The 20,050-nt window shown below is 74.1% G+C and carries 22 protein-coding genes and 1 pseudogene; 15 read left to right on the forward strand and 8 right to left on the reverse strand.

Going from position 1 to position 20,050, the window contains the following annotated elements:
• Nucleotides 1-15: 15 nt before the first annotated feature.
• Complete coding sequence (locus ABTY20_RS24670; protein ID WP_351999227.1) at nucleotides 16-858, forward strand: MBL fold metallo-hydrolase; 843 nt, start codon at nucleotides 16-18, stop codon at nucleotides 856-858.
• Nucleotides 859-1,006: 148 nt separating this feature from the next.
• On the opposite strand, the gene ABTY20_RS24675 is transcribed toward ABTY20_RS24670, so the two are convergent.
• Nucleotides 1,007-1,468, reverse strand: a complete 462-nt coding sequence (locus tag ABTY20_RS24675; RefSeq protein WP_351999228.1) for a pyridoxamine 5'-phosphate oxidase family protein — start codon at nucleotides 1,466-1,468, stop codon at nucleotides 1,007-1,009.
• 212 nt (nucleotides 1,469-1,680) lie between these two features.
• Nucleotides 1,681-2,136, reverse strand: a complete 456-nt coding sequence (locus tag ABTY20_RS24680) for an ATP-binding protein (RefSeq protein WP_351999229.1) — start codon at nucleotides 2,134-2,136, stop codon at nucleotides 1,681-1,683.
• Nucleotides 2,137-2,284: 148 nt separating this feature from the next.
• On the opposite strand from ABTY20_RS24680, the gene ABTY20_RS24685 reads away from it, so the two are divergent.
• The 4 genes from ABTY20_RS24685 to ABTY20_RS24700 all read left to right on the forward strand — a co-directional run bounded on the left by ABTY20_RS24685 (nucleotide 2,285) and on the right by ABTY20_RS24700 (nucleotide 4,438).
• Nucleotides 2,285-3,115 carry a helix-turn-helix domain-containing protein gene (locus ABTY20_RS24685; RefSeq protein ID WP_351999230.1) on the forward strand — a complete coding sequence of 277 codons (831 nt, stop codon included), beginning with the start codon at nucleotides 2,285-2,287 and terminating at the stop codon, nucleotides 3,113-3,115.
• Nucleotides 3,112-3,321: a DUF397 domain-containing protein gene (locus ABTY20_RS24690; RefSeq protein WP_351999231.1), complete on the forward strand. Its 210-nt coding sequence runs from the start codon at nucleotides 3,112-3,114 to the stop codon at nucleotides 3,319-3,321. The genes ABTY20_RS24685 and ABTY20_RS24690 overlap by 4 nt, the downstream gene beginning before the upstream one ends.
• Nucleotides 3,318-3,953, forward strand: a complete 636-nt coding sequence (locus tag ABTY20_RS24695) for a hypothetical protein (protein WP_351999232.1) — start codon at nucleotides 3,318-3,320, stop codon at nucleotides 3,951-3,953. Before ABTY20_RS24690 ends, ABTY20_RS24695 begins: the two co-directional genes overlap by 4 nt.
• 62 nt (nucleotides 3,954-4,015) lie before the next feature.
• Nucleotides 4,016-4,438 (forward strand): acyl-CoA thioesterase, encoded by a 423-nt coding sequence (locus tag ABTY20_RS24700; protein WP_351999233.1) that lies wholly within the window; start codon nucleotides 4,016-4,018, stop codon nucleotides 4,436-4,438.
• A gap of 6 nt (nucleotides 4,439-4,444) precedes the next feature.
• Here ABTY20_RS24700 and ABTY20_RS24705 read toward each other — a convergent pair whose 3' ends face one another.
• On the reverse strand, nucleotides 4,445-4,846 hold the full coding sequence (locus tag ABTY20_RS24705; protein WP_351999234.1) for a winged helix-turn-helix transcriptional regulator: 402 nt from the start codon (nucleotides 4,844-4,846) through the stop codon (nucleotides 4,445-4,447).
• Nucleotides 4,847-4,946: 100 nt separating this feature from the next.
• Between ABTY20_RS24705 and ABTY20_RS24710 the strand changes: the two genes are divergently transcribed.
• The 3 genes from ABTY20_RS24710 (at nucleotide 4,947) to ABTY20_RS24720 (ending at nucleotide 8,280) form a co-directional block, all read left to right on the forward strand.
• Complete coding sequence (locus ABTY20_RS24710) at nucleotides 4,947-6,398, forward strand: MFS transporter (protein ID WP_351999235.1); 1,452 nt, start codon at nucleotides 4,947-4,949, stop codon at nucleotides 6,396-6,398.
• A 259-nt stretch (nucleotides 6,399-6,657) separates the two neighbouring features.
• The gene (locus tag ABTY20_RS24715) at nucleotides 6,658-7,539 is read left to right on the forward strand and encodes a lysozyme (RefSeq protein WP_351999236.1); all 882 of its coding nucleotides are present in this window, start codon (nucleotides 6,658-6,660) and stop codon (nucleotides 7,537-7,539) included.
• A 75-nt stretch (nucleotides 7,540-7,614) separates the two neighbouring features.
• Complete coding sequence (locus tag ABTY20_RS24720) at nucleotides 7,615-8,280, forward strand: peptidoglycan recognition protein family protein (RefSeq protein ID WP_351999237.1); 666 nt, start codon at nucleotides 7,615-7,617, stop codon at nucleotides 8,278-8,280.
• A 46-nt stretch (nucleotides 8,281-8,326) separates the two neighbouring features.
• On the opposite strand, the gene ABTY20_RS24725 is transcribed toward ABTY20_RS24720, so the two are convergent.
• The 3 genes and pseudogenes from ABTY20_RS24725 to ABTY20_RS24735 form a co-directional block, all read right to left on the reverse strand.
• Nucleotides 8,327-9,541: a glycosyltransferase gene (locus tag ABTY20_RS24725; RefSeq protein ID WP_351999238.1), complete on the reverse strand. Its 1,215-nt coding sequence runs from the start codon at nucleotides 9,539-9,541 to the stop codon at nucleotides 8,327-8,329.
• Nucleotides 9,538-10,338 carry a MerR family transcriptional regulator gene (locus tag ABTY20_RS24730; protein WP_351999239.1) on the reverse strand — a complete coding sequence of 267 codons (801 nt, stop codon included), beginning with the start codon at nucleotides 10,336-10,338 and terminating at the stop codon, nucleotides 9,538-9,540. The genes ABTY20_RS24725 and ABTY20_RS24730 overlap by 4 nt, the downstream gene beginning before the upstream one ends.
• 93 nt (nucleotides 10,339-10,431) lie before the next feature.
• A pseudogene (locus tag ABTY20_RS24735) lies at nucleotides 10,432-10,605 on the reverse strand (8-oxoguanine deaminase); the annotation flags it as partial.
• 237 nt (nucleotides 10,606-10,842) lie between these two features.
• Between ABTY20_RS24735 and ABTY20_RS24740 the strand changes: the two are divergent.
• Entirely contained in the window at nucleotides 10,843-11,082 is a 240-nt protein-coding gene (locus tag ABTY20_RS24740; RefSeq protein WP_351999240.1) for a hypothetical protein, read from the forward strand.
• Nucleotides 11,083-11,244: 162 nt separating this feature from the next.
• On the forward strand, nucleotides 11,245-11,940 hold the full coding sequence (locus tag ABTY20_RS24745; RefSeq protein ID WP_351999241.1) for a TIGR04222 domain-containing membrane protein: 696 nt from the start codon (nucleotides 11,245-11,247) through the stop codon (nucleotides 11,938-11,940).
• An 81-nt stretch (nucleotides 11,941-12,021) separates the two neighbouring features.
• On the opposite strand, the gene ABTY20_RS24750 is transcribed toward ABTY20_RS24745, so the two are convergent.
• Nucleotides 12,022-13,695: an AMP-binding protein gene (locus tag ABTY20_RS24750; RefSeq protein ID WP_351999242.1), complete on the reverse strand. Its 1,674-nt coding sequence runs from the start codon at nucleotides 13,693-13,695 to the stop codon at nucleotides 12,022-12,024.
• Nucleotides 13,696-14,017: 322 nt separating this feature from the next.
• Here ABTY20_RS24750 and ABTY20_RS24755 point away from each other — a divergent pair, with 322 nt between their 5' ends.
• Nucleotides 14,018-16,822, forward strand: a complete 2,805-nt coding sequence (locus ABTY20_RS24755) for an ATP-binding protein (protein ID WP_351999243.1) — start codon at nucleotides 14,018-14,020, stop codon at nucleotides 16,820-16,822.
• 196 nt (nucleotides 16,823-17,018) lie between these two features.
• The gene (locus ABTY20_RS24760) at nucleotides 17,019-17,147 is read left to right on the forward strand and encodes a hypothetical protein (protein ID WP_351999244.1); all 129 of its coding nucleotides are present in this window, start codon (nucleotides 17,019-17,021) and stop codon (nucleotides 17,145-17,147) included.
• Nucleotides 17,148-17,248: 101 nt separating this feature from the next.
• On the opposite strand, the gene ABTY20_RS24765 is transcribed toward ABTY20_RS24760, so the two are convergent.
• Nucleotides 17,249-18,343 (reverse strand): winged helix DNA-binding domain-containing protein, encoded by a 1,095-nt coding sequence (locus ABTY20_RS24765; protein ID WP_351999245.1) that lies wholly within the window; start codon nucleotides 18,341-18,343, stop codon nucleotides 17,249-17,251.
• Between the two features lie 101 nt (nucleotides 18,344-18,444).
• On the opposite strand from ABTY20_RS24765, the gene ABTY20_RS24770 reads away from it, so the two are divergent.
• Genes ABTY20_RS24770 through ABTY20_RS24780 form a run of 3 tightly spaced genes read left to right on the forward strand, consistent with a single transcriptional unit; the run spans nucleotide 18,445 to nucleotide 20,006 of the window.
• Nucleotides 18,445-19,374: a polysaccharide pyruvyl transferase family protein gene (locus tag ABTY20_RS24770; protein WP_351999246.1), complete on the forward strand. Its 930-nt coding sequence runs from the start codon at nucleotides 18,445-18,447 to the stop codon at nucleotides 19,372-19,374.
• Nucleotides 19,375-19,433: 59 nt separating this feature from the next.
• Nucleotides 19,434-19,754: a hypothetical protein gene (locus ABTY20_RS24775; RefSeq protein WP_351999247.1), complete on the forward strand. Its 321-nt coding sequence runs from the start codon at nucleotides 19,434-19,436 to the stop codon at nucleotides 19,752-19,754.
• 51 nt (nucleotides 19,755-19,805) lie between these two features.
• Complete coding sequence (locus ABTY20_RS24780; protein ID WP_351999248.1) at nucleotides 19,806-20,006, forward strand: hypothetical protein; 201 nt, start codon at nucleotides 19,806-19,808, stop codon at nucleotides 20,004-20,006.
• Nucleotides 20,007-20,050 lie beyond the last annotated feature (44 nt).

Genomic DNA, 20,050 nt, shown 5'->3' on the forward strand with positions numbered 1-20,050 from the left:
GATCCGGGCTCCGCGGTGAGGGTGACGAGGGACTGGTGCGGTTCCCGCAGCAGCCCGGAGGAATGGCAGCGGCACGCCGCCCTGCTGGACCCGGACCACTGGGACGCCCGCACCGACCTGACGCGCGTCGCCACCCAGTCCTGGGTGCTGCGCAGCGAGGGCAGGGTCATCGTGATCGACACCGGTGCGGGCAACGGCAAGTACCGCCCCCTGCAACCGATCTGTTCGTACCTGAACACGAACTATCTGGAGAACCTCGCCGCGGCCGGCGTCCGGCCGGAGGACGTCGACCCCGTCGTCAACACGCACCTGCACGACGACCACGTCGGCTGGAACACCCGCCTCGACGGACGCGACTGGGTGCCCACCTTCCCGAGCGCGACGTACCTGATGCCGCGGACCGACGTCGAGTACTGGCACCCGGAGAACCTGCACCGCACCACGTTCGGCCGCGGCAACCAGAACGTCCACGAGGACAGCGTCCAGCCGGTGATCGACGCCGGGCTCGTCACGACCCGGGACGACTCCTACGTCATCGACGCCAACCTCCGGCTCGAGCCCGCACCCGGGCACACTCCGGGCTCCTCGGTCGTCCACCTCGAGTCCGGGGGCGACCGGGCGATCCTCGCGGGTGACCTGCTGCACGGCGCGATCCAGATCCACGAGCCGCACCTCAACAGCTGCTTCGAGGAGGACGAGGACGGCGCCCGCGCCAGCCGGGCACGGATGTTCGCCTACGCGGCCGACCACAACGCCCTCGTGCTCCCCGCCCACCTGCCCGGCCACGGCGCCTTCGAGATCCGCCGCGAGGGCAGCGGCTTCGGCCTCTCCCGCTGGGCGCCGTTCTCCCGTACGTAGAAAGGGAGTCGGGGCTCGTGGTGCTCCCGTGGAGCATCGGACGGGGGCGGCCACCGGGGCGTTGCCGGTGTGCCGCGCGCTCCCGGTCCGGGGCAGGGCCAGGCAGGTCAGGGCCGGGCCGCCGAGGCGAGGTCACCGCCCCGAGGAGTCACTCCAGCCACGTCCCGTCACGCATGACGACTCGTCCGCGCAGTTCCGGCTCGCCGCGCCAGGCGCGCACGGTGCTCGGGACCACGCGTATGTACAGATAGGGACCCTCTTCCGTGCGCGGATCCCATCCGAACCTGTCGGCGAACGCCTCCGCCGCGTCGTCGGGCACCTCCCGGTCCGGGAAGCACTCCGCCTCGCCCTGGAGGAGTACCACGTCGAAGGAGTCCGGCAGCGCCAGACGTACGCGCGGCTCCGTGCGGACGTTCCGCGCCGTCACGGACGTGGCGCCGGTGCACATCCACATCGCACGCCCGTCCCACAGGAACCACAGCGGCACCTGGTGCGGACCGTGATCAGGGTGAGCCGTCGACAGCCATACGTCCCGCTCGGTACCGAGCCGCTCGAGAATGTCGCGCACCCGCTCCGCCGTACCGCGACGAACGGTCTCCGTGGTTCCCATGGGGATCGACCCTAGCCAGCGGCGCCGCCCCACGCCTGGGGCGCAGGACCTACTCCCGGAGGCCGAGGGAGCCCCTCGCCTCCCGGCCCGGGCCCTGCCTCGACCGCGTTGCCGGTGGGGGCGCCACGGTGCCGGCGTGACGGATCGTGAGGTAGTGGCACGTGGGCCGGTCAGCGGGAAGGGGAGACCTGTCCGCCCCTCCGCGGCAGCCGTCACCCCAGCGGGACTTCGCACCACACCGTCTTGGTGTACGGGTCTCCACAAGTGGTGCCCCAGTGGGACGACAGGGCCTCGACGAGGAGGAGGCCGCGGCCGGACTCCGTGTCGGGTTCGGACGGGGTGAGCGTGCCGGGGGTGGGAGGGCGACGGTCCGGGCGGGCGTCCGTGACCTCGATGCGGAGCGTGGCGTCCTCCGCGTACAGGGTCAGGCGCAGGACGAAGTCGCGGCCCCGTACCCGCCCGTGCCGCACGGCGTTCGCGGCGAGCTCGGCCACGAGCAGGGACGCCGTGCGGTTGCCCTCGGAGTCGTACGGCCGGCCCCACGAAGCCAGTTGCTCCGCCGTCAGATGACGGGCGAGCCGGGCGCCCCGGGCGGTGGCCGAGAGGCGGATGCGGAAGTGGCGGGCGGGACCGGTGTGCTCGTCCACCGGGGCGGTCTCGACGTTCATGCCGCTCAGCGTGGCCACCCGGTTCCGCCGTGAACAGAGCGGTCGTCCGTACGCGGGATCACCGTACGGAAGGTGTCCGGGCCTGTCCGGGGCGCGACACGTGACGTCCCGCATCCGCCGCGTGTTGAACCCACGGAGGTGTGGGGACATGAGCGTGGAACCCTACGGGGCGGACGAGGAGTCGGCGGCCGTCCTGCGGACCGTCGGGCGGGTCATCAAGATGTGCCGGGAGCGGGCGGAGCTGACCCAGGCCGCCCTCGGCACGCACATCGGGTACAGCGAGGAGCAGGTGTCGTCCGTCGAGCGCGGGCGCAGGGCGCCGGCGGAGGAGTTCCTCGACGCGGCGGACCGGGTGCTCGGGGCGGACGGACTGATCTCGGGGCTGAAGAACGATGTGACGAAGGCCCGGTTCCCGAAGAAGGTGCGCGACCTGGCGAAGTTGGAGGCGGAGGCCGTCGAGATCTGCGCCTACGACAACTCCGTCGTCAACGGGCTCCTGCAGACCGAGGAGTACGCGCGGGCAGTGTTCGAGTCGCGGCGGCCCGCCTTCTCCTCGGAGCAGATGGACGAACTCGTCATCGCCAGACTGGCCCGCCAGGAGATCATCGAGAGCCGGCAGATGAGCGCGGCTTTCAGCTTCGTGCATGATGAGGCTGCGCTGCGACGACCGGTCGGAGGCAAAATGGTCCTGCGGCGCCAGCTCGAACGGCTGTTGGAGGTCGGCCGGATGCGGAACATCGAGATTCAAGTACTGCCGCTGGACTCCGAGGACAACTGTGGTCTCGATGGCCCCTTCCACCTGCTGCGGCTCAAGGACGGCGCCACCGTGGGGCACAGCGACATCCAGCTCGTCAGCCGATTGACCTCGGACCGCAGGGAGATCCAGGTCCTCGAACTGCGCTATGGGATCATCCGGGCTCAGGCCCTCACCCCTCGAAAGTCGCTGACGTACATCGAGAAACTGCTTGGAGAGACATGAGTCTGATGCCCTTGATCGGTGAAGGCACCGAGTTGGTGTGGCGCAAGAGCAGCCACAGCAACCCCGACGGCGCTGCCTGCGTCGAAGTCGCCTCCGCCCCGGACGTCGTCCACGTCCGCGACTCGAAGCACATACAAGGCCCCCGCCTCACCTTCGCTCCCCACCAGTGGGCCGCCTTCCTCCCGTACGCCTCGGGACGCCGATGACCCGACCGCTCACCGCCCCACAGCGCCGCCTCGTCGAGGCCGCCGATCCCGGGACCGGGCGGCTGAGGGGTACGCCGGCGCAGCTCGCCGCGCTGGTGAAGCACGGGCTCGCGTTCCGGCACCCGAGGCCGCCGCACGACCACTTCCTGACCCCGGCGGGGCACCGGGCGCGCGAGGCGGGGGCGGAGCCGGAGCCCGCCCAGGTGGAGGCGCCGGCCGCGACCGGGGTCTTCGCCGCGCGGGTCGGCGGTGAGCGCTCCGCTCCGGAGTCGGGCCCCGCCCGGCTGCGGGAGGTGCGCGGCGCCTGGCAGGGCATGCTGGAGCTGCGCCGGATGACCAACGCCGACGGGTCGACCGACCGGCCGTGCGGCTGGGAGCGCTCGCACCTGGTGCAGGCCGCCGCGCTCGCCCTGGAGGCCGCCGGACACCGGCCGGCCGGTGCGGACGCCGGGGACGGCGGTTACCGGGTGCGGGAGACCCCGCAGCCCGAGGCGGTCGCCGTGCACGAGCCGGACGGCGGGGCGCTGCGGGCCTGCGCGGCCACTTTGGAGGGGGCCGGCTGGCAGGTCGGGGAGTACACGGAGCCGAGGACCCGGGCGCGCTATCTGCTGGCCTCCCCGCGCCGCGTATGAGGAGCATGCCAGGATCGGTGGCTCGGGCGACCAACCGATCAGGCGTGAGAGGGACAGACGCGATGAGCGAGCCGTTTTCCGTCCGGGTGACCGTGCGCGGGTACGAGACCGACGTGCAGGGCCACCTCAACCAGGCCGTGTACCTCAACTACGCGGAGCACGCGCGCTGGTCGCTGCTCCAGGAGGCCGGGATCACCCAGTCCGGCCTCATCTCCCAGGGTGTGGGGCCGGTCGCCCTGGAGACCACCATCCGCTACAAGCGGGAGCTCCTCGCCGGTGACGAGGCCGACGTGAGCTGCGTCTTCACCTGGGGCGGCGGCAAGGTCTTCACCATCGAACAGACGATCACCAGGGCGGACGGCACCGTGGCGGCCGAGATCACGGCGGTGGGCGGTCTGCTGGACCTCAAGCGGCGCAAGCTCGTGCCGAACCCCCAGGACGTCTTCCGGGACCTCGCGAAGGACCCGGCCCTGTTCGGGCTGTAGGACGCGCTACACGTCGACCGGGTCGGCCTCGCGGCCGGCGTCGTAGGCCGCCCGCGACTCGGCGATGTAGAGACGGTGGCGCTCGGCCCAGTCCGTCAGCCGCAGCAGGGTCTCGTACAACTCGTCCGCCGCCGGAGTGAGTGCGTACTCCACCTTCGGCGGCACCGTCGGATGGACGGTACGGCTGACCAGCCCGTCGCGCTCCAGGTGGCGCAGGGTGAGGGTCAGCATGCGGCGGCTGATGCCCTCGATGCCGCGCTCCAGTTCGGTGAACCGGATGGGGCCGTGCGCCGCCGCCACCAGGATCTGCACGCTCCACTTCCCGGCGACCCTGTCAAGAACCTCCCGCACCGGGCACGCGTGCGCGTTCACCACCTGCGGCGTAACACCGGTGTTCCTCTGGGACATCGGACTGCCTCCTTACGGCGCCTCCCATGGTCACTCACGATGTACCCCGTTACAAGTCGTGCACCTTTGGGATTCGGGCAGAAAATGGAGGCCGCACCCCATGTCGACCCCTACGGAGTCACCCGCACCGCCGGCACCGCCACGAACGTACTCCCGCTGGGCGTCCCTCGCCGTGCTGTGCGCGGGGACGCTGATGACGATTCTGGACGGCAACATCGTCACGGTCGCCATGCCGGCGATCCAAGGCGACCTCGGCTTCAGCGCGCCGGGGCTGGCCTGGGTCGTCAACGCCTATCTCATCCCGTTCGGCGGCCTGCTGCTGCTCGTCGGCCGACTCGGCGATCTGGTGGGCCGGAAGCGGATGTTCACGGCCGGGCTCGCCGTGTTCACCGCGGCCTCCGTGCTGTGCGGGGTGGCGGACGACCGGACCGTGTTGATCGCGGCACGTGCCGTCCAGGGCGTCGGCGGGGCCATGACGTCGGCGGTGGTGCTGGGGATGGTGGTGGCGCTGTTTCCCGAGGGGCGCGAGCAGGCCAGGGCCATCGCGGTGTTCAGCGCCGTGGGAGCGGCGGGCGGAGCGCTCGGCACGTTCCTCGGCGGGGCGCTGACGCAGGCGCTGGGCTGGCACTGGATCTTCCTGATCAACCTGCCGATCGGTGTCGTCGCGCTGGTGGCGGCGGTCCGTGTCATGGCCCCCGACCGACCGGACTCCGGTACGGGGGCCGTCCGGGGCGCCGACCATCCGGGGGCCGCGCTGATCACCGGCGCGCTGATGCTCACCGTGTACGTCATCGTCGGCACCGGTCAGCGGAGCCCGTCCCGCACCCTGCTCCTGTCCGCGCTCGCCCTGGCGCTCCTCGTGGCGTTCACCCTCCGCCAGGCCCGCGCCGCGCGTCCGCTGCTGCGACTCGGGCTGTTCCGCTCACGGCTGCTGAGCGGGGCGAACGCCGTACAGATGCTGATGATCGCGACGATGTACGGCTTCCAGTTCATCGGCGCGCTGTATCTGCAACGGGTCCTGGGATACGGCGAGCTGGCCACCGGCCTCGCCTTCCTGCCCGCGCCGGTCGCGATCGGCGTGCTGATGCTGGGTCTGTCCGCGCGGGTCGTGGGCCGGTTCGGCGCCCACCGTGTGCTGTTGTCCGGGCTGGTGCTGATCACCGCCGGGATGGCGCTGCTGAGCCGGGCGCCCGTGGGCGGCACGTACGTCACGGATGTGTTGCCGCCGATCCTGCTGCTCGCCGTGGGGTTCGCCGCCGCGATGCCCGCACTGACCGGGCTCGCCATGTCGGGGGTGCGGGAGGAGGACGCGGGGCTCGCCTCCGGGCTGTTCAACACCACTCAGGTGGTGGGTGGTTCGCTGGGTCTCGCCGCGCTGTCGGTGCTCGCGTCGAGCCGGACGGACGGGCTGCTCGCCGGGGGCACCGGGGTGGTACCGGCGACGGCCGAGGGGTACCAGCTGGCCTTCCGCGTGGCAGCCGTGATCGCCGCGGGTGCGCTGGGGCTGACCGCGCTGACGCTCGGGGCGCGCCGACAGGAACGGAGGGGCTGAGTCCCGGGCCGGGCTCCGGGAAACCGGAGCCCGGTTCTCCTTTCATCCGATGAAAGTTTCCTCCGTTCGGCTCCCGCGTTTCCTGGCCATCCGCTCCTACAGTGGATCAGACCACCGGAGAGAACGGGAAACTCTTTACAGGCCGTGAGCCCACGTGTGTCATTAATGACGCGTGCACGTCAAGAAATACGGAACCGCCCAGGTGGCAGCGGCCGACGTCACCTCCTTCTCATCCCCACATGTGCCAGGAGGCAAGCCCATGCAGGTACTCCCCCACGTCTCCCGCCCCGGAAGACGGGCGGCCACCGCGCTCGGTGTCCTCGGCGCCGCCCTGGCGCTCACGGCCACCACCCCCGGCGTCGCGAACGCGGCACCGCAGCCCGACCCGCACCCCCTCAACGTGAAGCCCGGCCAGGCCTACATGGGCGTCGGCACCCGCATCCACGAGGGCGTCCCCGCCGAGGAGCCGCCGCGGGACCTGCTCGCCCCCACCGACGGCGTGCAGGGCATCGACGTCTCGAACTGGCAGGGCGGCATCAACTGGACCTCGGTGCGCAACGCCGGCATCCAGTTCGCCTGGATGAAGGCGACCGAGGGCACCACGTACAAGGATCCCCGCTTCAACACCAACTACCCCGCCGCGCACGCCGCGGGCGTGATCCGCGGCGCGTACCACTTCGCGCTCCCCAACGCCTCCACCGGGGCCACCCAGGCGGCCTACTTCGCCGCCAACGGCGGCGGCTGGTCACGGGACAACCTGACGCTGCCCGGCGTCCTGGACATCGAGCACAACCCGTACGGGGCGATGTGCTACGGCCTGTCCACCACGCAGATGCGCACCTGGATCAGCGACTTCCACACCACGTACAAGGCGCGCACGAGCCGGGACGTCGTCATCTACACGACGGCGAGCTGGTGGAACACCTGCACCGGCAACTGGACCGGCATGGCGTCCAGGAGCCCGCTGTGGGTGGCGCACTGGACCTCCGCCTCCTCCCCGACCATCCCCAGCGGCTTCCCCACCTGGACGGCGTGGCAGTACACCAGCACCGGCTCGGTCTCCGGCGTCTCCGGCGACGTGGACCGCGACAAGTTCAACGGCTCCCGCGACCGGCTGCTGGCACTCGCCAACAACACCTGACGCGCGATCACACGGTGGAGCCGGCGCCCGTCCGCCGGCTCCTCCACCTCCCCACCCCGCCTCCGTCCCCGAGGAGTGATCGTGCGTCCCGAGAACGCCCTCCGGCGCCGTCTCCTGCTCTCCGGCGCGGCTTCTCTGACCGCCGTCACCGCCCTGCCGGGCACCGCGCACGCACGCGACGCCGACACCATGAAGCTGGACGTCGACTCCACCGCGGCCTGGGGCGCCCGTTCCCCACGGGGGGCCATCGGCCTCCTGCGGTACCGGCCGAGCCGGATCGTCGTCCACCACACGGTGAGCGCCAACAGCTCCGACTTCTCCCGCGCCCGGGCGCACGCCCACGCCCACTGGGTGCAGGACCTGCACCTGGACAAGAACAACTGGGTCGACACCGGCTACCACTTCCTGGTCAGCCGGGGCGGCTGGATCACCGAGGGCCGGCACGGCAGCCTCCGGGCGCTCACCGGAGGCCGGGACTTCGTGCTCGGCTCCCACACCTCCGGGCAGAACGAGCAGGCCGTCGGCATCGCCTGCGAGGGCGCGTACCACGCGGGCGCGGTGCCGCCGGACGCCCAGTGGGACGTCCTGGTGACGCTGTGCGCGTACGTGTGCGCGCAGTACGGCATCCCCTCCGCGCAGCTCCACGGCCACAAGGAGTACGGCGGGACGCTGTGCCCGGGCGTGTACCACACGATGCTGCCCCGGCTGCGGGAGGAGGTCGCGGCGACCCGGTCGGCGTAGCGTGCGACCGGCCGCCAGGCCAAGGTGGGACGGGAAGGCGTCGGCGTCACCTCCCGGTCAGCTGCTCGACGGTCTTGAGGACGTCGCCCGCTCCGTCCTCGGTCGCCAGGTGCCGGGCCGCCGTCGCGGCGGCCCGCGCGTACGTCTGCCGCCCCACCACACGGCCGAGGGCGTCGGCGAGCCGTTCCGCGGTGAGGGACCCGAAGGGGATCGGCTCGGTCGCGGCGCCGAGGGCGGCGAGTCGCTTCGCCCAGAACGGCTGGTCGGCGGTGACCGGCACCGGGACCGCCGGCACCCCGGCGCGCAACGCGGCCGCGGCGGTGCCGGCTCCGGCGTGGTGGACCACCGCGGCCAGGCGCGGGAACAGCAGGGCGTGCGGTACGTCCCCGACGGTGAGGAGGTCGTCGCCGTCGGCGGTGAGCCCGGCGCTTCCCGTCTGGAGGATGCCGCGCAGTCCGGCACGGCGCAGGGCGCGCGCCGCGAGGTCGCTCAGCCGTTCTCCGTGGCCGCCCGCCATGCTGCCGAAGCCGATGAGGACGGGCCGGGGGCCGGCGTCCAGGAAGTCCTCCACCGGCGCGGGGAGCCGTTCGGTCGCCTCGTGGTGGGGCCACCAGTTGCCCACGACCCGCAGGCCGGGGCGCCAGTCGGAGGGGCGGGGCACCAGGGCGGTGCTGAAGCCGTGCAGGACGGGCCAGTCCGCCCGCTCCTGTCGCCGGCGCATCCGGGCGGCGGGGAGGGGAGGCAGTCGGAGCCGGTGGCGCAGGCGCGCGACCGCCTGTGCGTAGAGGCGGTCGGTCATGCGCAGCGCGAAGCGTGCGGCCAGCCGGTTGGCCGGGCGGCCCAGCGAGCGTGAGCCGGTGACGACGGGCGGGAAGTCGCCGGTGGGTGCGGTGGGCTGGAGGTACACCCCCAGGCTCGGTGTGCCCGTGGCCTCGGCCAGGTGCCAGCCGAGCGGGGCCGTGGTGGTCGACAGCAGGAGCAGATCCGTGCCCTCGGTCATCGCGTCGGCGAAGCCCTGGCCCAGTTCGGCGATGAACGCGGCGGCGCTGCGCATCAGTTCGCGCCTGTCGGTGACGGCGCCGCGCCCGCCTGGATCGGCGGTCAGGGAGCGGAAGGCCAGTCCGGCACCGTGTGCCAGGGGGGCGAAGGCGTCCGTGGCGGCCAGGGTGACGTCGTGTCCGGCGTGGCGCAGTGCGGCTCCCAGGCCCGTGTAGGGCGCGACGTCGCCGCGCGATCCGGCCGCGGCGATCAGGATCCTCATCGGTTCTCCTCGGGGTCGGTACGGCCGCCCGTGCGGCGGGCGGCGTTGGCGTGGACCGCCCTGCGCAGGTAGGCGGCCAGACCCGGGCGCTGCTGCGAGGGCGGTACGACCAGGGCGAAGGCGCGCGGGTCGGCGGCGAAGTCGTCCGCGATGCGCCGATGCATGTCGAACGGGCAGGAGGTGAACCAGCGTGAGATGTGCAGGCGGTGCTCCTCGGCGAGGTCCATGGCCCGCTCGCCGTCGCTCCGCTCCCCCTGGTCGAAGGCCGTGAGCAGCTCCGCGCGCCAGGCGGCGGCCTCACCCATGAGCCGACGCCAGTCCTCCTTGGTGTGGGCGTCCGCGCGCTCCATCGCCTCACGCCGCCCCGCCGAGTGCGCCCACTTCAGCTCCGCCTCGGTGGCGTAGCTCAGGTCGAAGGTGATCTCGCCGAAGACCTCGAAGCGCTCCTGCGGGGTCAACGGCACCCCGGTCCGCTGGACCTCGATCGCCCGCTGCGCCACCTCGGCCAGCCGCTGCAGCCGGGCGATCTCCTCCTCCAACTTCCGCTGCCGGGCCCGCAGGTGCTCCAGGGCGTTCGCCTGCGGGTCCGCGAAGATCTCGGCGATCTCGTCGAGGGAGAAGCCCAGCTCCCGGTAGAAGAGGATCTGCTGCAGACGCACCAGGTCGGCCTCGCCGTAGAGCCGGTAGCCGGCGGGACTGCGGTCACCGGGCGAGAGCAGCCCCGCCTTGTCGTAGTGATGCAGCGTCCGCACCGTCACCCCGGCGAAGGCCGCGACCTGCCCCACGGAATAGCTCACCCGCCCGCCCCTTTCCTCGGCCCGAAGTCTCGAGCCTGACGTAAGGGGAGGGTCAACCCGCGCTCACCCGGCCCGCCGGCCGCGCCGGGGTGCTCAGCCCCGTGCGGCGATCCGGGCCAGCCGCCGGGCCTCCGTACGGGTGGAGCGGGCGATCTCGTCCTCGTCGGCGGTGAGCAGATGGCCGTTCCCCACGATCTGACGGCCGTCGACGAAGGACGCGGTGACCGGGGCCGCCGCGCCGAGGACCAGCGCGGCCACCGGGTCGGCCGGCCGTGGCGGCGTCACCGGTGGCGTACAGGTCGTCGGCGGTGGGGTACGGGCGGGCGGCGCGGTCCCCGGAACCGCCGCGGAGCCGGGCGGGGCCCGGCGGCTCACGCACGGCCCGCGGCGCCCCGTACGGCCCCCGTACGCCCCGGGGTCCCCGCCCCCCTGCGGCGCCCGGACGCGGACGGTCCCGCCCGCGTCCGGGGTGCGGATCCGTCCGGTGCGCAGCAGCCTGGGGGCATGGCACACCCCACGGAGCATCCGCACATCGTGGTGCACTCGCCGGCCCTGGACGGTTCGCGGCGGGTCACCTCCGGCGACGACACGCTGGGCATCGCCACGCACGTCGACGACGTGGGCGAGATCCTGCGGCTGGCCGACCTGTACGTCACCGACGTCGAGGGGACGGACCTGATCGAGTGGCAGGGCGGCGGCCCCGACGACTGGCCGGGACTGTCCGAGCACCACGAGACGGCCTGAGCGCCGCTACGGCATCGGCCGTAGCCCGGCTACGCAACCCTCAAATGAACCTCCGAAGACGGCCCCGGAAGGCTTCGGCCACCGCCTGGTGCGGGCACACTCCTGGCACACGGGGCCCGCCGGCACGGGGGCGGCGGGCCCCTGTCGAGGAGGTGTCCCGTCATGACCGACACCGGGCGCGTCCACGGGACGCCGCACGAGATCGCCCTGCTGGCCGGGGGGCCGCGCGCCGCGGTCACGGTGGCCGTCGTCGCCCTGCACCTGCGGGGCGCCGTCGAGGCGGGCGCGCCGGGCACGATCCGGGCGGTCGACGGGGAGGCGGGGCGGGCCCTGCCGCCGCTGCCGCCGCCGGGGGTCTCGCTGGACGTGGCGGCCGAGGTCGCCGTGGGGCGGGTGGACGCCCTCACGAGCGAGGTGCGCGCGCTGTACCTGGAGAGCGCGGTCCACCACTGTCTGGAGGAGCCCTCCGAAATACGGGAGCTGCTCCGGCACCCGGACGTCCGCTGGGCGCTGGCCGAGGTCCGGGTCGGGCTGGCGGACGCGGGGATGATGCGCGCCGTGCCGCTCCGGCCGACCAGGGCCGCCCGCAGGCGGGTGGCCGTCCTGCGGAAGGCGTTCCCGGTGCCGTCGAGCAGGCACGCCCTGTCCGACGACCGGAAGCTGCTCGCCGTCGCCCTGCACGGCAAGCCCGCCCTGCGCGTCCTCGTACCGCGCTTCGCCCTCCGGGCGGGGCTGACCGAACGGGTCGGGATCAGGGACAAGGGCTTCCGCCACTCCTCCGGCCGCGGCACCTACGGCGGTGGCGGCGCTCCCCTCAGCTGCGGGGGCGGGGGCGGCGGGTGCGGGGGCGCGGGCTGACCGGCGCCGGGGCGCGGGCCGCGCTCCGCCCGCCCACGCCGCCGGCCGCGTGCGCCGACGTGCCGTGGAACGCCCCGTCCCTCACCGGAAGTCCTCCTCGCGGTACTCGTCGGTGGAGCCGGCGGCCGTGGCCTCGCGCAGCTCGATGCGGCGGATCTTGCCGGAGACGGTCTTGGGCAGCTCGCCGAACTCCAGGCGGCGGATCCGCTTGTACGGGGCGAGCGCCTCACGGGAGTGCTCGAAGAGCGCCTTCGCGGTGTCCGGGCCGGGCTGCCAGCCCTCCGCGAGCACGACGTACGCCTTGGGGACGGCCAGCCGCAGCTCGTCCGGGGCGGGCACCACGGCCGCCTCGGCGACCGCCTCGTGCTCCAGCAGGGCGCTCTCCAGCTCGAAGGGGCTGATCTTGTAGTCGCTCGCCTTGAAGACGTCGTCCGCGCGCCCCACGTAGGTGATGTACCCGTCCTCGTCGCGGGAGCCGATGTCGCCCGTCCGGTAGTAGCCGCCGGCCATCGCCTCGGCCGTGCGGTCGGGGTCGCCGTGGTAGCCGGTCATCAGGCCCACCGGGCGGTCGGAGAGGTCGAGCGCGATCTCGCCCTCGGCGGCGCCGGGGGCCCCGGAGACCGGGTCGAGGAGTTCGACGCGGTAGCCGGGGCTGGGCCGGCCCATGGAGCCGGTCCTGAGGACCTGGCCGGGGCTGTTGGAGACCTGCACGGCGGTCTCGGTCTGGCCGAAGCCGTCCCGGACGGTGACGCCCCAGGCGCGCCGGACCTGCTCGACGACCTCGGGGTTGAGGGGTTCGCCGGCGGCGACGGCCTCGCGGGGCGGGGTGCGCAGCTGCGCCAGGTCGGCCTGGACGAGCATGCGCCACACGGTGGGCGGGGCGCAGAAGGTGGTGACGCCGGCCTTGTCCATCTCGGCCATCAGGCGGGACGCGTCGAAGCGGGTGTAGTGGTGCAGGAAGACGGTCGCCTCGGCGTTCCACGGGGCGAACAGGTTGGACCAGGCGTGCTTGGCCCAGCCGGGCGAGGAGATGTTGAGGTGCACGTCGCCGGGGAGCAGGCCGATCCAGTACATGGTCGCCAGATGGCCGATCGGGTACGAGGTGTGGGTGTGCTCGACCAGCTTGGGGCGGGCGGTGGTACCGGAGGTGAAGTACAGCATCAGCGGGTCGTCGCAGAGGGTGGGCCCGTCGGGCGCGAAGTGCTCGGCGGCGCCGTGGGTGTCCGCGTACGGCTGCCAGCTCCCGCCCGCCCCCTCCCCCACCGCGATCCGGGTGTAGTCGCCGGGCACCCGGTCGAACTTCGCGGTGTCCGCGGCGCGGGCGATCACCTGGCGGACGCGGCCCCGCTCGACGCGGTCGCGCAGGTCGGCGGGGCCGAGCAGCGGGGTGGCCGGGATGACCACGGCGCGCAGCTTCATCGCGGCCAGGGCGGTCTCCCACAGCTCGGCCTGGATGCCGAGCATCACCAGCACCCGGTCCCCGGCGGCCACGCCCCGCTGCCGGAGCCAGTTGGCCACCTGGTCGGAGCGGCGGGCGAGGGCCGCGAAGGACAGCCGGGTCTCCTCACCGTCCTCCTCGACGAGGTGCAGGGCGGTGCGGTCGTTGCCGTCCGCGATCACGTCGAACCAGTCGAGGGCCCAGTTGAACCGCTCGGGGCGGGGCCAGGCGAAGCCCCGGTGGGCGGTGGCGTAGTCCTCGCGGTGTTCCAGCAGGAAGTCCCGGGCCCTGCGGAACTCCTCCGTCGCCGTCGTCATGTCTCCTCCTCGTGCCGGACCGTTGCCGGGCGGCTCCCCGCCATCGTGCAGTCCGTGACGCGGGTCCCACCACCGTTTCCGGTCAGTGGAGCAGGAGTGGGCCCTGGACCCGTGTCCGCCCGGCGGGCCGTGGCCGCGGCCCGCCGGGCGGGGCGGCCGCCCGGCGGATTTGCGATGTTTTCCCGGGACGGGTATTACCAGCGCTACGACTTCGGATTTACCGTCGTCCGGTCCGCTGTAATTTGCCTCACTGCACGGTCCGCCCGGAATTGAGGGGCCTGGTGCCTAATATTGGCCAGGACACGCCACACGGAGGGGAGCGGTGACCGTGCGACGGGACTTCAAGGAGCCTGCCAGGTGCCGCCCCGACCTGGTCATAGGACGGGACGAGCTGTACTCCGAGGCGCGGGAGCAGCTCGCCCGTGGGGGCAGCGTGCTGCTCCACGGCCCCGCCGGAATAGGAAAGTCGACCGTGCTGCGGGCACTCGCGGCGGAAAACGCCGGGGCCGCGGGGACGGTGTTGCGCTGCTCGGCCACGGAGTCCGAATCCCATCTTCCGTTCCTGGCGCTGGCCGATCTGTTCGGTCTGGTCCTCGACCGGGTCTCCGCCCGGCTGCCGGCCGCCCAGCGCTCCGCCCTGGAGTCGGCGCTCACCGGACGCGGCGAGTCCACCCTCCAGCGGGACGGCCTCGCGCTGCGCCTCGCGGTGCTCTCCACGCTGCGGGCGCTGGCCGCCGAGGGGCCGGTCCTCGTGGTCGCCGACGACCTCCAGTGGCTGGACTCGGCCAGTGCCGAACTCCTCGGCTTCGCCGCCCGGCGGCTCGGCGACACCCCGGTGCGGCTGCTGTGCGCGGTGCGCACGGACGGCGAGGAGTACGACCGTCATCTGCGCGCCTGCCCGCCGGACACGCTCGCGGTGCGGCTGGGCCCGTTCTCCCGGACCCAGGTGTCCGCGCTGCTCGACCACCGCGGCTACACCGGGCTGTCCCGTTCCACGACCCGTGACATCCACCGCACCAGCGGCGGCAACCCGCTGTTCGCCCTCGAACTGGGCCGCGCCCTCGCCGAGAGCCCCGCCCGGCCCCGGCCGGGCGAGCCGCTGCCGGTGCCGACCTCGCTGCGGGCGCTCGTCCTCAGCCGGCTGGAGATGCTGTCGGACGAGGCGCGCCGCACCCTGCTGGTGGCCAGCGCGGGCGCCCGCCCCACCCTGGCGCTGCTGCACGCGGCCGGCCGGGACAACGCCGAGGCGGAGACCGCGCAGGCCACCGCGCTGGGGCTGCTGGCGACGGACCCGGAGGAACCGGCGCTGCGGTTCGCGCACCCGTTGATCTCGGCCGCCCTGTACGCGGAGGCCCCGGCGCGGGAGCGGCGGGCGGTGCACACGGCGCTGTCCACGGCGGCCTCCGACCCCATCGAGCGGGCCCGGCACCTGGCACTGGCCGCCACCGGCCCCGATCCGGAGGTGGCGGCCCGGCTCGCCGAGGCCGCCGCGCTGGCCCGGGACCGGGGGGCGCCCTCGGTCGCCGCCTCGCTCGGGCTGCTCGCCGCCCGGCACACCCCGGCCGACGGCGAGCCGGGCCCGGACGAGCGGCGGCTGCAGGCCGCCGAGGACGCGATCACGGCGGGCGAGGTGGACCTGGCCCGGGACATAGCGCGCGAGGTGCTGACCCGGGCGACGGTGCCGGCGGAGCGGGTGCGGGCGTGGATGGTGGTCATCGAGGCGGCCGGGCAGGCGCTCGGCGAGGTCGACGCCGTGTTCCCGCAGGTGCTGGCCGACGCCGGCGACGACCCCCGGCTGCTGGCGCTGGTCCACTACCAGCTGGCCTGGCGGGAGGTGGTGGTGGACGGCGACTTCGCCAAGTCGCGCCAGGAGGCCGCGCACGCGGCGGAGCTGGCCGCGCGGGGCGGGGACCGGCGCACCGAGCTGATGGCGCTCGCCTTCCAGTCGTCCACCGAGACCCTGATGGGCCACCCGGACGCCCCCGTGACCATCCAGCGGGCGCTCCAGGAGCCCCAGGACCCCGACGTGGCCTGCCACCACAACGGGGCCGCCATGGCGAGGTTCCGCTGGCTGCTGATGAGCGACCAGCTGCCCCAGGCCCGTACGGCCATCACGGCGCTGCTGGGGGAGGCGCGGCGGCGCGGCATGGTGGAGAGCGAGGTGCACTTCTCGCGGCTGCTCGCCGACACCGAACTGCGCTTCGGGCACTGCGGCCGGGCCCTGGACCTGGCCCGCGAGAGCCTGCGGCTGGCCCGCGACTCCGGGATCGGCGAGAGCGCCTCCGCCATGCTCGCCTCGCTCGCGGAGGCGTCGGGCGGCGACGTGGAGCGTGCGCTGGCGCTGGCCCGCGAGGCGGCGGACCACGCCGAGGTGGACGGCGACCAGCTGTACCTCTCCCTCGCCCTGGCCGCCCTGGGCTACGCCCAGTTGGTGGCGGGCGACGCGCAGGCCGCGGCCCGTTCGCTGCGCCGGGTGCGGGAGCTGGAGCAGGGCATGGGCGTCAACGACCCGGCGCGGGGCCGCTGGCAGGGCGACCTCGCCGAGGCACTGGTGCGGATCGGGGAGCCCGGGGAGGCGCAGGAGCTCATCGACGTCACCCGCGTGCACGCGCTGCGCCTGAACCGTGCGAGCGTCCTGGCGGTGCTCGACCGCGCCGAGGCGCTGGTGCGCGCGGCACGCGGGGAACGCCAGGGGGCGCAGACGCAGCTGGCGTCGGCGCAGGAGCGGCTCGGCACGCTGGGGTACGGCCTGGAGGAGGCGCGGGCCGCCTTCGCGCTGGCCCGGCTGCGCGGGCGGACGCCGGGGGCGTACGACGAGGCCGCCCGGCTGTTCCGGCGCTGCCGCGCGCTGCCGTGGCTGCGCCAGGTGGAGCGGGCCGTGGCCGCCGGTCCCGCGGAGACGCAGACCGCGCCCTCCGCCGCGCCGGGCGCCCTGGACGGGCTGGCCGCGATGGAACGGCAGGTCGCCGCGCTGGTGATGGAGGGGGCCACCAACCGGGAGATCGCCGGCCGGCTGTTCATCAGCGTCAAGACCGTCGAGGCCACCCTCACCCGGGTCTACCGCAAGCTGGGCATCCGCTCCCGGGTCGACATCGTCCGTCTGGCGGCGGGCCGCCGCACGCCGTAGCCCAGGGGGCGCCGCAGGGGCGATCGAGGGTTTTCCCTGCCCCCGCTCCTTAGGGGGTTCCCTCATGGGGACGAGCGCGCTTCGGGCCGTACCGTAACGGCGTGCCGCTCGCCGGGCACACGGGGCCGGTTCCGAGGCCTCGTGCCCGGCCCCCGCCTCGCGCGATTCCCCCCACCGGCCACCCGTGAGGAGACCCATGTCCGGGCTCACCCGCGCCCCGCAGGCCACCGTCACCGTCCCGGCCGCCGCGGCACCGATCTCCTCCGCCGGCGCCGCCCCGCGGCCGGCCGTCGGCGGCCCGACGACCGCGAAGGCCGGCGGGTGACGCACACCCCCGTGGATTCCCGAGTACCCCTCGGGTAGCAGTCCAGGGGGCGTTGCGAGCTTCCACGAGCAGCCCGCAACGCCCCCTCTCCACGCCCGGGCTCACTCCCGCACGGTCCCGAAGCGGATGTCGTGCGCGGTCCCCGGGTGCATCACCCGGAGCATCCGCTCCCCCTCGGCGACGACCTCCGCCCGCTGTCGCCCGTCGAGCCGGCCGAACGGCTCGACGACGAGGGCGTCCTCGTCCAGCCGCCACAGCCCCGCGAGGAAGCCGTCGACGAGGAGCGTGCGGTAGGCGATGTTGCCCCGCCAGTGGCGGCCCCGGTGCTCGGGCGGTACGACGCGGGTGCGGTCGGCGTGGGAGAGGAGCAGGTTGTCGAACTCGGGCAGGAACCGCGGCGGGGCCGGGGTGTCCGGGTCGGGGCGGGGCGCGTCCGGGAGGTCGAAGAGCTCGACGCCGGCCTCGTCGTGGAAGGTGAGGAGCCGGGGGCGGAGGCGTTCGAAGGCCGCGCGCAGCCGGGTCAGTCCGGCCCAGGTCTGCATGTCCTTGACGGAGGCCGGTCCGAAGGCGGCGAGGTAACGCAGCACGGTGTCGTCGGGGGCCGGCGCCGGCTCGGCGGGCCTGCCCAGCCAGTGCTCGGCGGTGGTGAGCGTGACCTGGCCGCTGCGGCCCCACAGTCCGCGCGGGGTGATCTGCACCAGGGGGAGCCGGCAGCGGGCGGCGACGGAGAGGGACTGCGGGTCGGCGTCGGGCCACTCCTTCAGCAGGGCCTCGCGCAGCTGTTTCATGGTGCGCGGTTCGGCCTCGACGAGTTCCCGGGCGAGGGCGGCGAGCCGGTCCAGGTCGACGCCCGCCAGTCCGGTGCGGAACTGGGTCAGCTCGCGGTCGCGGGCGGGCTGCACCAGCGGCCGCAGGGTGAGGCAGTCGCGGGCGGTGTGGGTGTGGATGGTCGAGCGCAGGGTGACGAGGCGGGCGACCGCCCGGTCGGCCATCGGCCGGGACAGCGCCTCGGGGGTGAAGCCGTCGAGGCGGGCGGCGAGCGCGTAGTAGGGCGGCTTGACGTTCTGCGCCTGGAGCCCGACCAGGTGCCCGACCGCCTCCTCGGCGGACATCGGCGAGCGCTCCAGCAGCAACTGCCGTGCGAGGGTGGCCCGGTTCAGCGCCCGTGTGCCGAGCACCCGCTTCGTCGTCGTCATGCCCGTACGCTAGCGGCCATCGAGGACAGGTCCTGTCCTCGATGGCCGCCGGTGCGCGGTGCCGGTTGCGTCCCGCCGGAGCGGGGCACTCGGGGCGCACTGTGGAGGGACGGGAGCGGCCGGGGCCGCGCAGGATCCTGCTGACCGGGTGGTTCAGCTTCCGCGAGGGGGAGGCGACCGCCGGGGACGTGCTGGCGCTGCGCCGGGTGGAGGAGGTGCTGCGGGGCGCCGGGATGGCGTACGACGTCGTGTGGAGCCCCGGCTTCCGGCCGAAGGCGCCGCACTTCGACGACGTGCGGCCCGGCGACTACTCGCATCTGGTGTTCGTGTGCGGGCCGCTGCACGGGCCGCAGCTCGAGGAGCTGCACCGGCGCTTCGCGCACTGCGTGCGGATCGCCGTGGGGACCTCGGTGATCGACCCGGACGACGCGGCCGTGACCGGCTTCCACCGCGTGCTGGCGCGGGACGCCCCCGGCGGCGAGCCCTCCGAGGACCTGGCGGCCCGGGCCCCGGCGGTGCCCGCGCGCCCGGTGGTCGGGGTGATCCTCACCCACGGGCAGCAGGAGTACGGGGAGCGGCGGCGGCACGGGCGGGTCGCGGAGCGGGTGACGCGCTGGCTGGCCGGGAAGGACTGCGCCCGGCTGGAGCTGGAGACCCGGCTGGACACCCGTGACTGGCGCCTGAGCGCGACACCGGCGCAGGTGCAGTCGGTCCTGGCCCGGCTCGACCTCGTCGTCACCGACCGGCTGCACGGGCTGGTGCTGGCGCTGCGGGCCGGCACGCCGGTGCTGGCGGTGGACCCGGTGGCGGGCGGCGCCAAGGTGACCGCCCAGGCCCGCGCCTGCGGCTGGCCCGCGCTGCTGGCCGCCGAGCGGCTGGACGCGCGCGGGCTGGAACGGTGGTGGGACTGGTGTCTGACCTCGGGCCGGGTGGCCGCCCGGCAGATCCGCGACGCGTTCCGCGAGGGACGGGTGCCGGACGGGGCCGACCGGCTGGTGGAGGCGCTGGCGCCGCGCGCCGGCGCCGGTTAGGCGGAACGCGCGGCGGGCACACGGAAGTCCACGCCTTCGCGGTCATGGGAGGAGAGGCGGTGTCCGTCGGTCGGCTCCCCGAGCACGAACAGCACATCCTGGACGGGATCGAGCGGGCGCTCAGCCGCGACCGCCGGCTGGACCGGCGGCTGCGCACGTTCACGGTCCGCAGGGGACCGGACCTGACGCGCCTGCTGGTGCGCGTCGCGTCCTACCGTCCGCACGGCCGGACCGTGGCCGTCCTGCTCGCGGTGTCCGTCGCGCTGATGGTGACCGGCATCGTCACCTCGGCCCCGTGGGCGATCTGGGCGTTCGCCGCGGTGTGGCCGCCCACCCTCTTCGCGGCGTTCCGGCTGCTGTGCCGGTGGTCCGGCGGCTGAGCGTTTGCCCCTCACGGGCGGCGGGGACCCGGCGGGACGGAGGTGATCGTCGTGCCCGAACCCGGAAGCAAGAAGTACGACACCCGCCGGGCCCGGCTCCGCAAGGACGCCGAGGACTCCGGAATCTCCGACCAGGACGCCAACGCGGCCGCCAACGAGGAACTGCGGGAGGGCGAAGGCCTGCGCAGCCGCGGCCCGCGCACGGAACGCGGCCGCGGCCCGAAGGGCGAACGCCCGGGAGGCACGGACTGAACCCGCGCGCACCGGGGCCGCCCGCCGGTGGTGGCGGGCGGCCC

The organism is Streptomyces sp. NPDC126497, assembly GCF_040302425.1.
In the GTDB taxonomy this organism is placed as follows: Bacteria; Actinomycetota; Actinomycetes; order Streptomycetales; family Streptomycetaceae; genus Streptomyces.

What these genes read in the sequence shown, in the direction of transcription:
- ABTY20_RS24675 (WP_351999228.1), bottom strand. Translation starts at nt 1,468, where the DNA reads ATGGGAACCACGGAGACCGTTCGTCGCGGTACGGCGGAGCGGGTGCGC.
- ABTY20_RS24680 (WP_351999229.1), bottom strand. Translation starts at nt 2,136, where the DNA reads ATGAACGTCGAGACCGCCCCGGTGGACGAGCACACCGGTCCCGCCCGC.
- ABTY20_RS24685 (WP_351999230.1), top strand. Translation starts at nt 2,285, where the DNA reads ATGAGCGTGGAACCCTACGGGGCGGACGAGGAGTCGGCGGCCGTCCTG.
- ABTY20_RS24690 (WP_351999231.1), top strand. Translation starts at nt 3,112, where the DNA reads ATGAGTCTGATGCCCTTGATCGGTGAAGGCACCGAGTTGGTGTGGCGC.
- ABTY20_RS24695 (WP_351999232.1), top strand. Translation starts at nt 3,318, where the DNA reads ATGACCCGACCGCTCACCGCCCCACAGCGCCGCCTCGTCGAGGCCGCC.
- ABTY20_RS24700 (WP_351999233.1), top strand. Translation starts at nt 4,016, where the DNA reads ATGAGCGAGCCGTTTTCCGTCCGGGTGACCGTGCGCGGGTACGAGACC.
- ABTY20_RS24705 (WP_351999234.1), bottom strand. Translation starts at nt 4,846, where the DNA reads ATGTCCCAGAGGAACACCGGTGTTACGCCGCAGGTGGTGAACGCGCAC.
- ABTY20_RS24710 (WP_351999235.1), top strand. Translation starts at nt 4,947, where the DNA reads ATGTCGACCCCTACGGAGTCACCCGCACCGCCGGCACCGCCACGAACG.
- ABTY20_RS24715 (WP_351999236.1), top strand. Translation starts at nt 6,658, where the DNA reads ATGCAGGTACTCCCCCACGTCTCCCGCCCCGGAAGACGGGCGGCCACC.
- ABTY20_RS24725 (WP_351999238.1), bottom strand. Translation starts at nt 9,541, where the DNA reads ATGAGGATCCTGATCGCCGCGGCCGGATCGCGCGGCGACGTCGCGCCC.
- ABTY20_RS24740 (WP_351999240.1), top strand. Translation starts at nt 10,843, where the DNA reads ATGGCACACCCCACGGAGCATCCGCACATCGTGGTGCACTCGCCGGCC.
- ABTY20_RS24745 (WP_351999241.1), top strand. Translation starts at nt 11,245, where the DNA reads ATGACCGACACCGGGCGCGTCCACGGGACGCCGCACGAGATCGCCCTG.
- ABTY20_RS24750 (WP_351999242.1), bottom strand. Translation starts at nt 13,695, where the DNA reads ATGACGACGGCGACGGAGGAGTTCCGCAGGGCCCGGGACTTCCTGCTG.
- ABTY20_RS24760 (WP_351999244.1), top strand. Translation starts at nt 17,019, where the DNA reads ATGTCCGGGCTCACCCGCGCCCCGCAGGCCACCGTCACCGTCCCGGCC.
- ABTY20_RS24765 (WP_351999245.1), bottom strand. Translation starts at nt 18,343, where the DNA reads ATGACGACGACGAAGCGGGTGCTCGGCACACGGGCGCTGAACCGGGCC.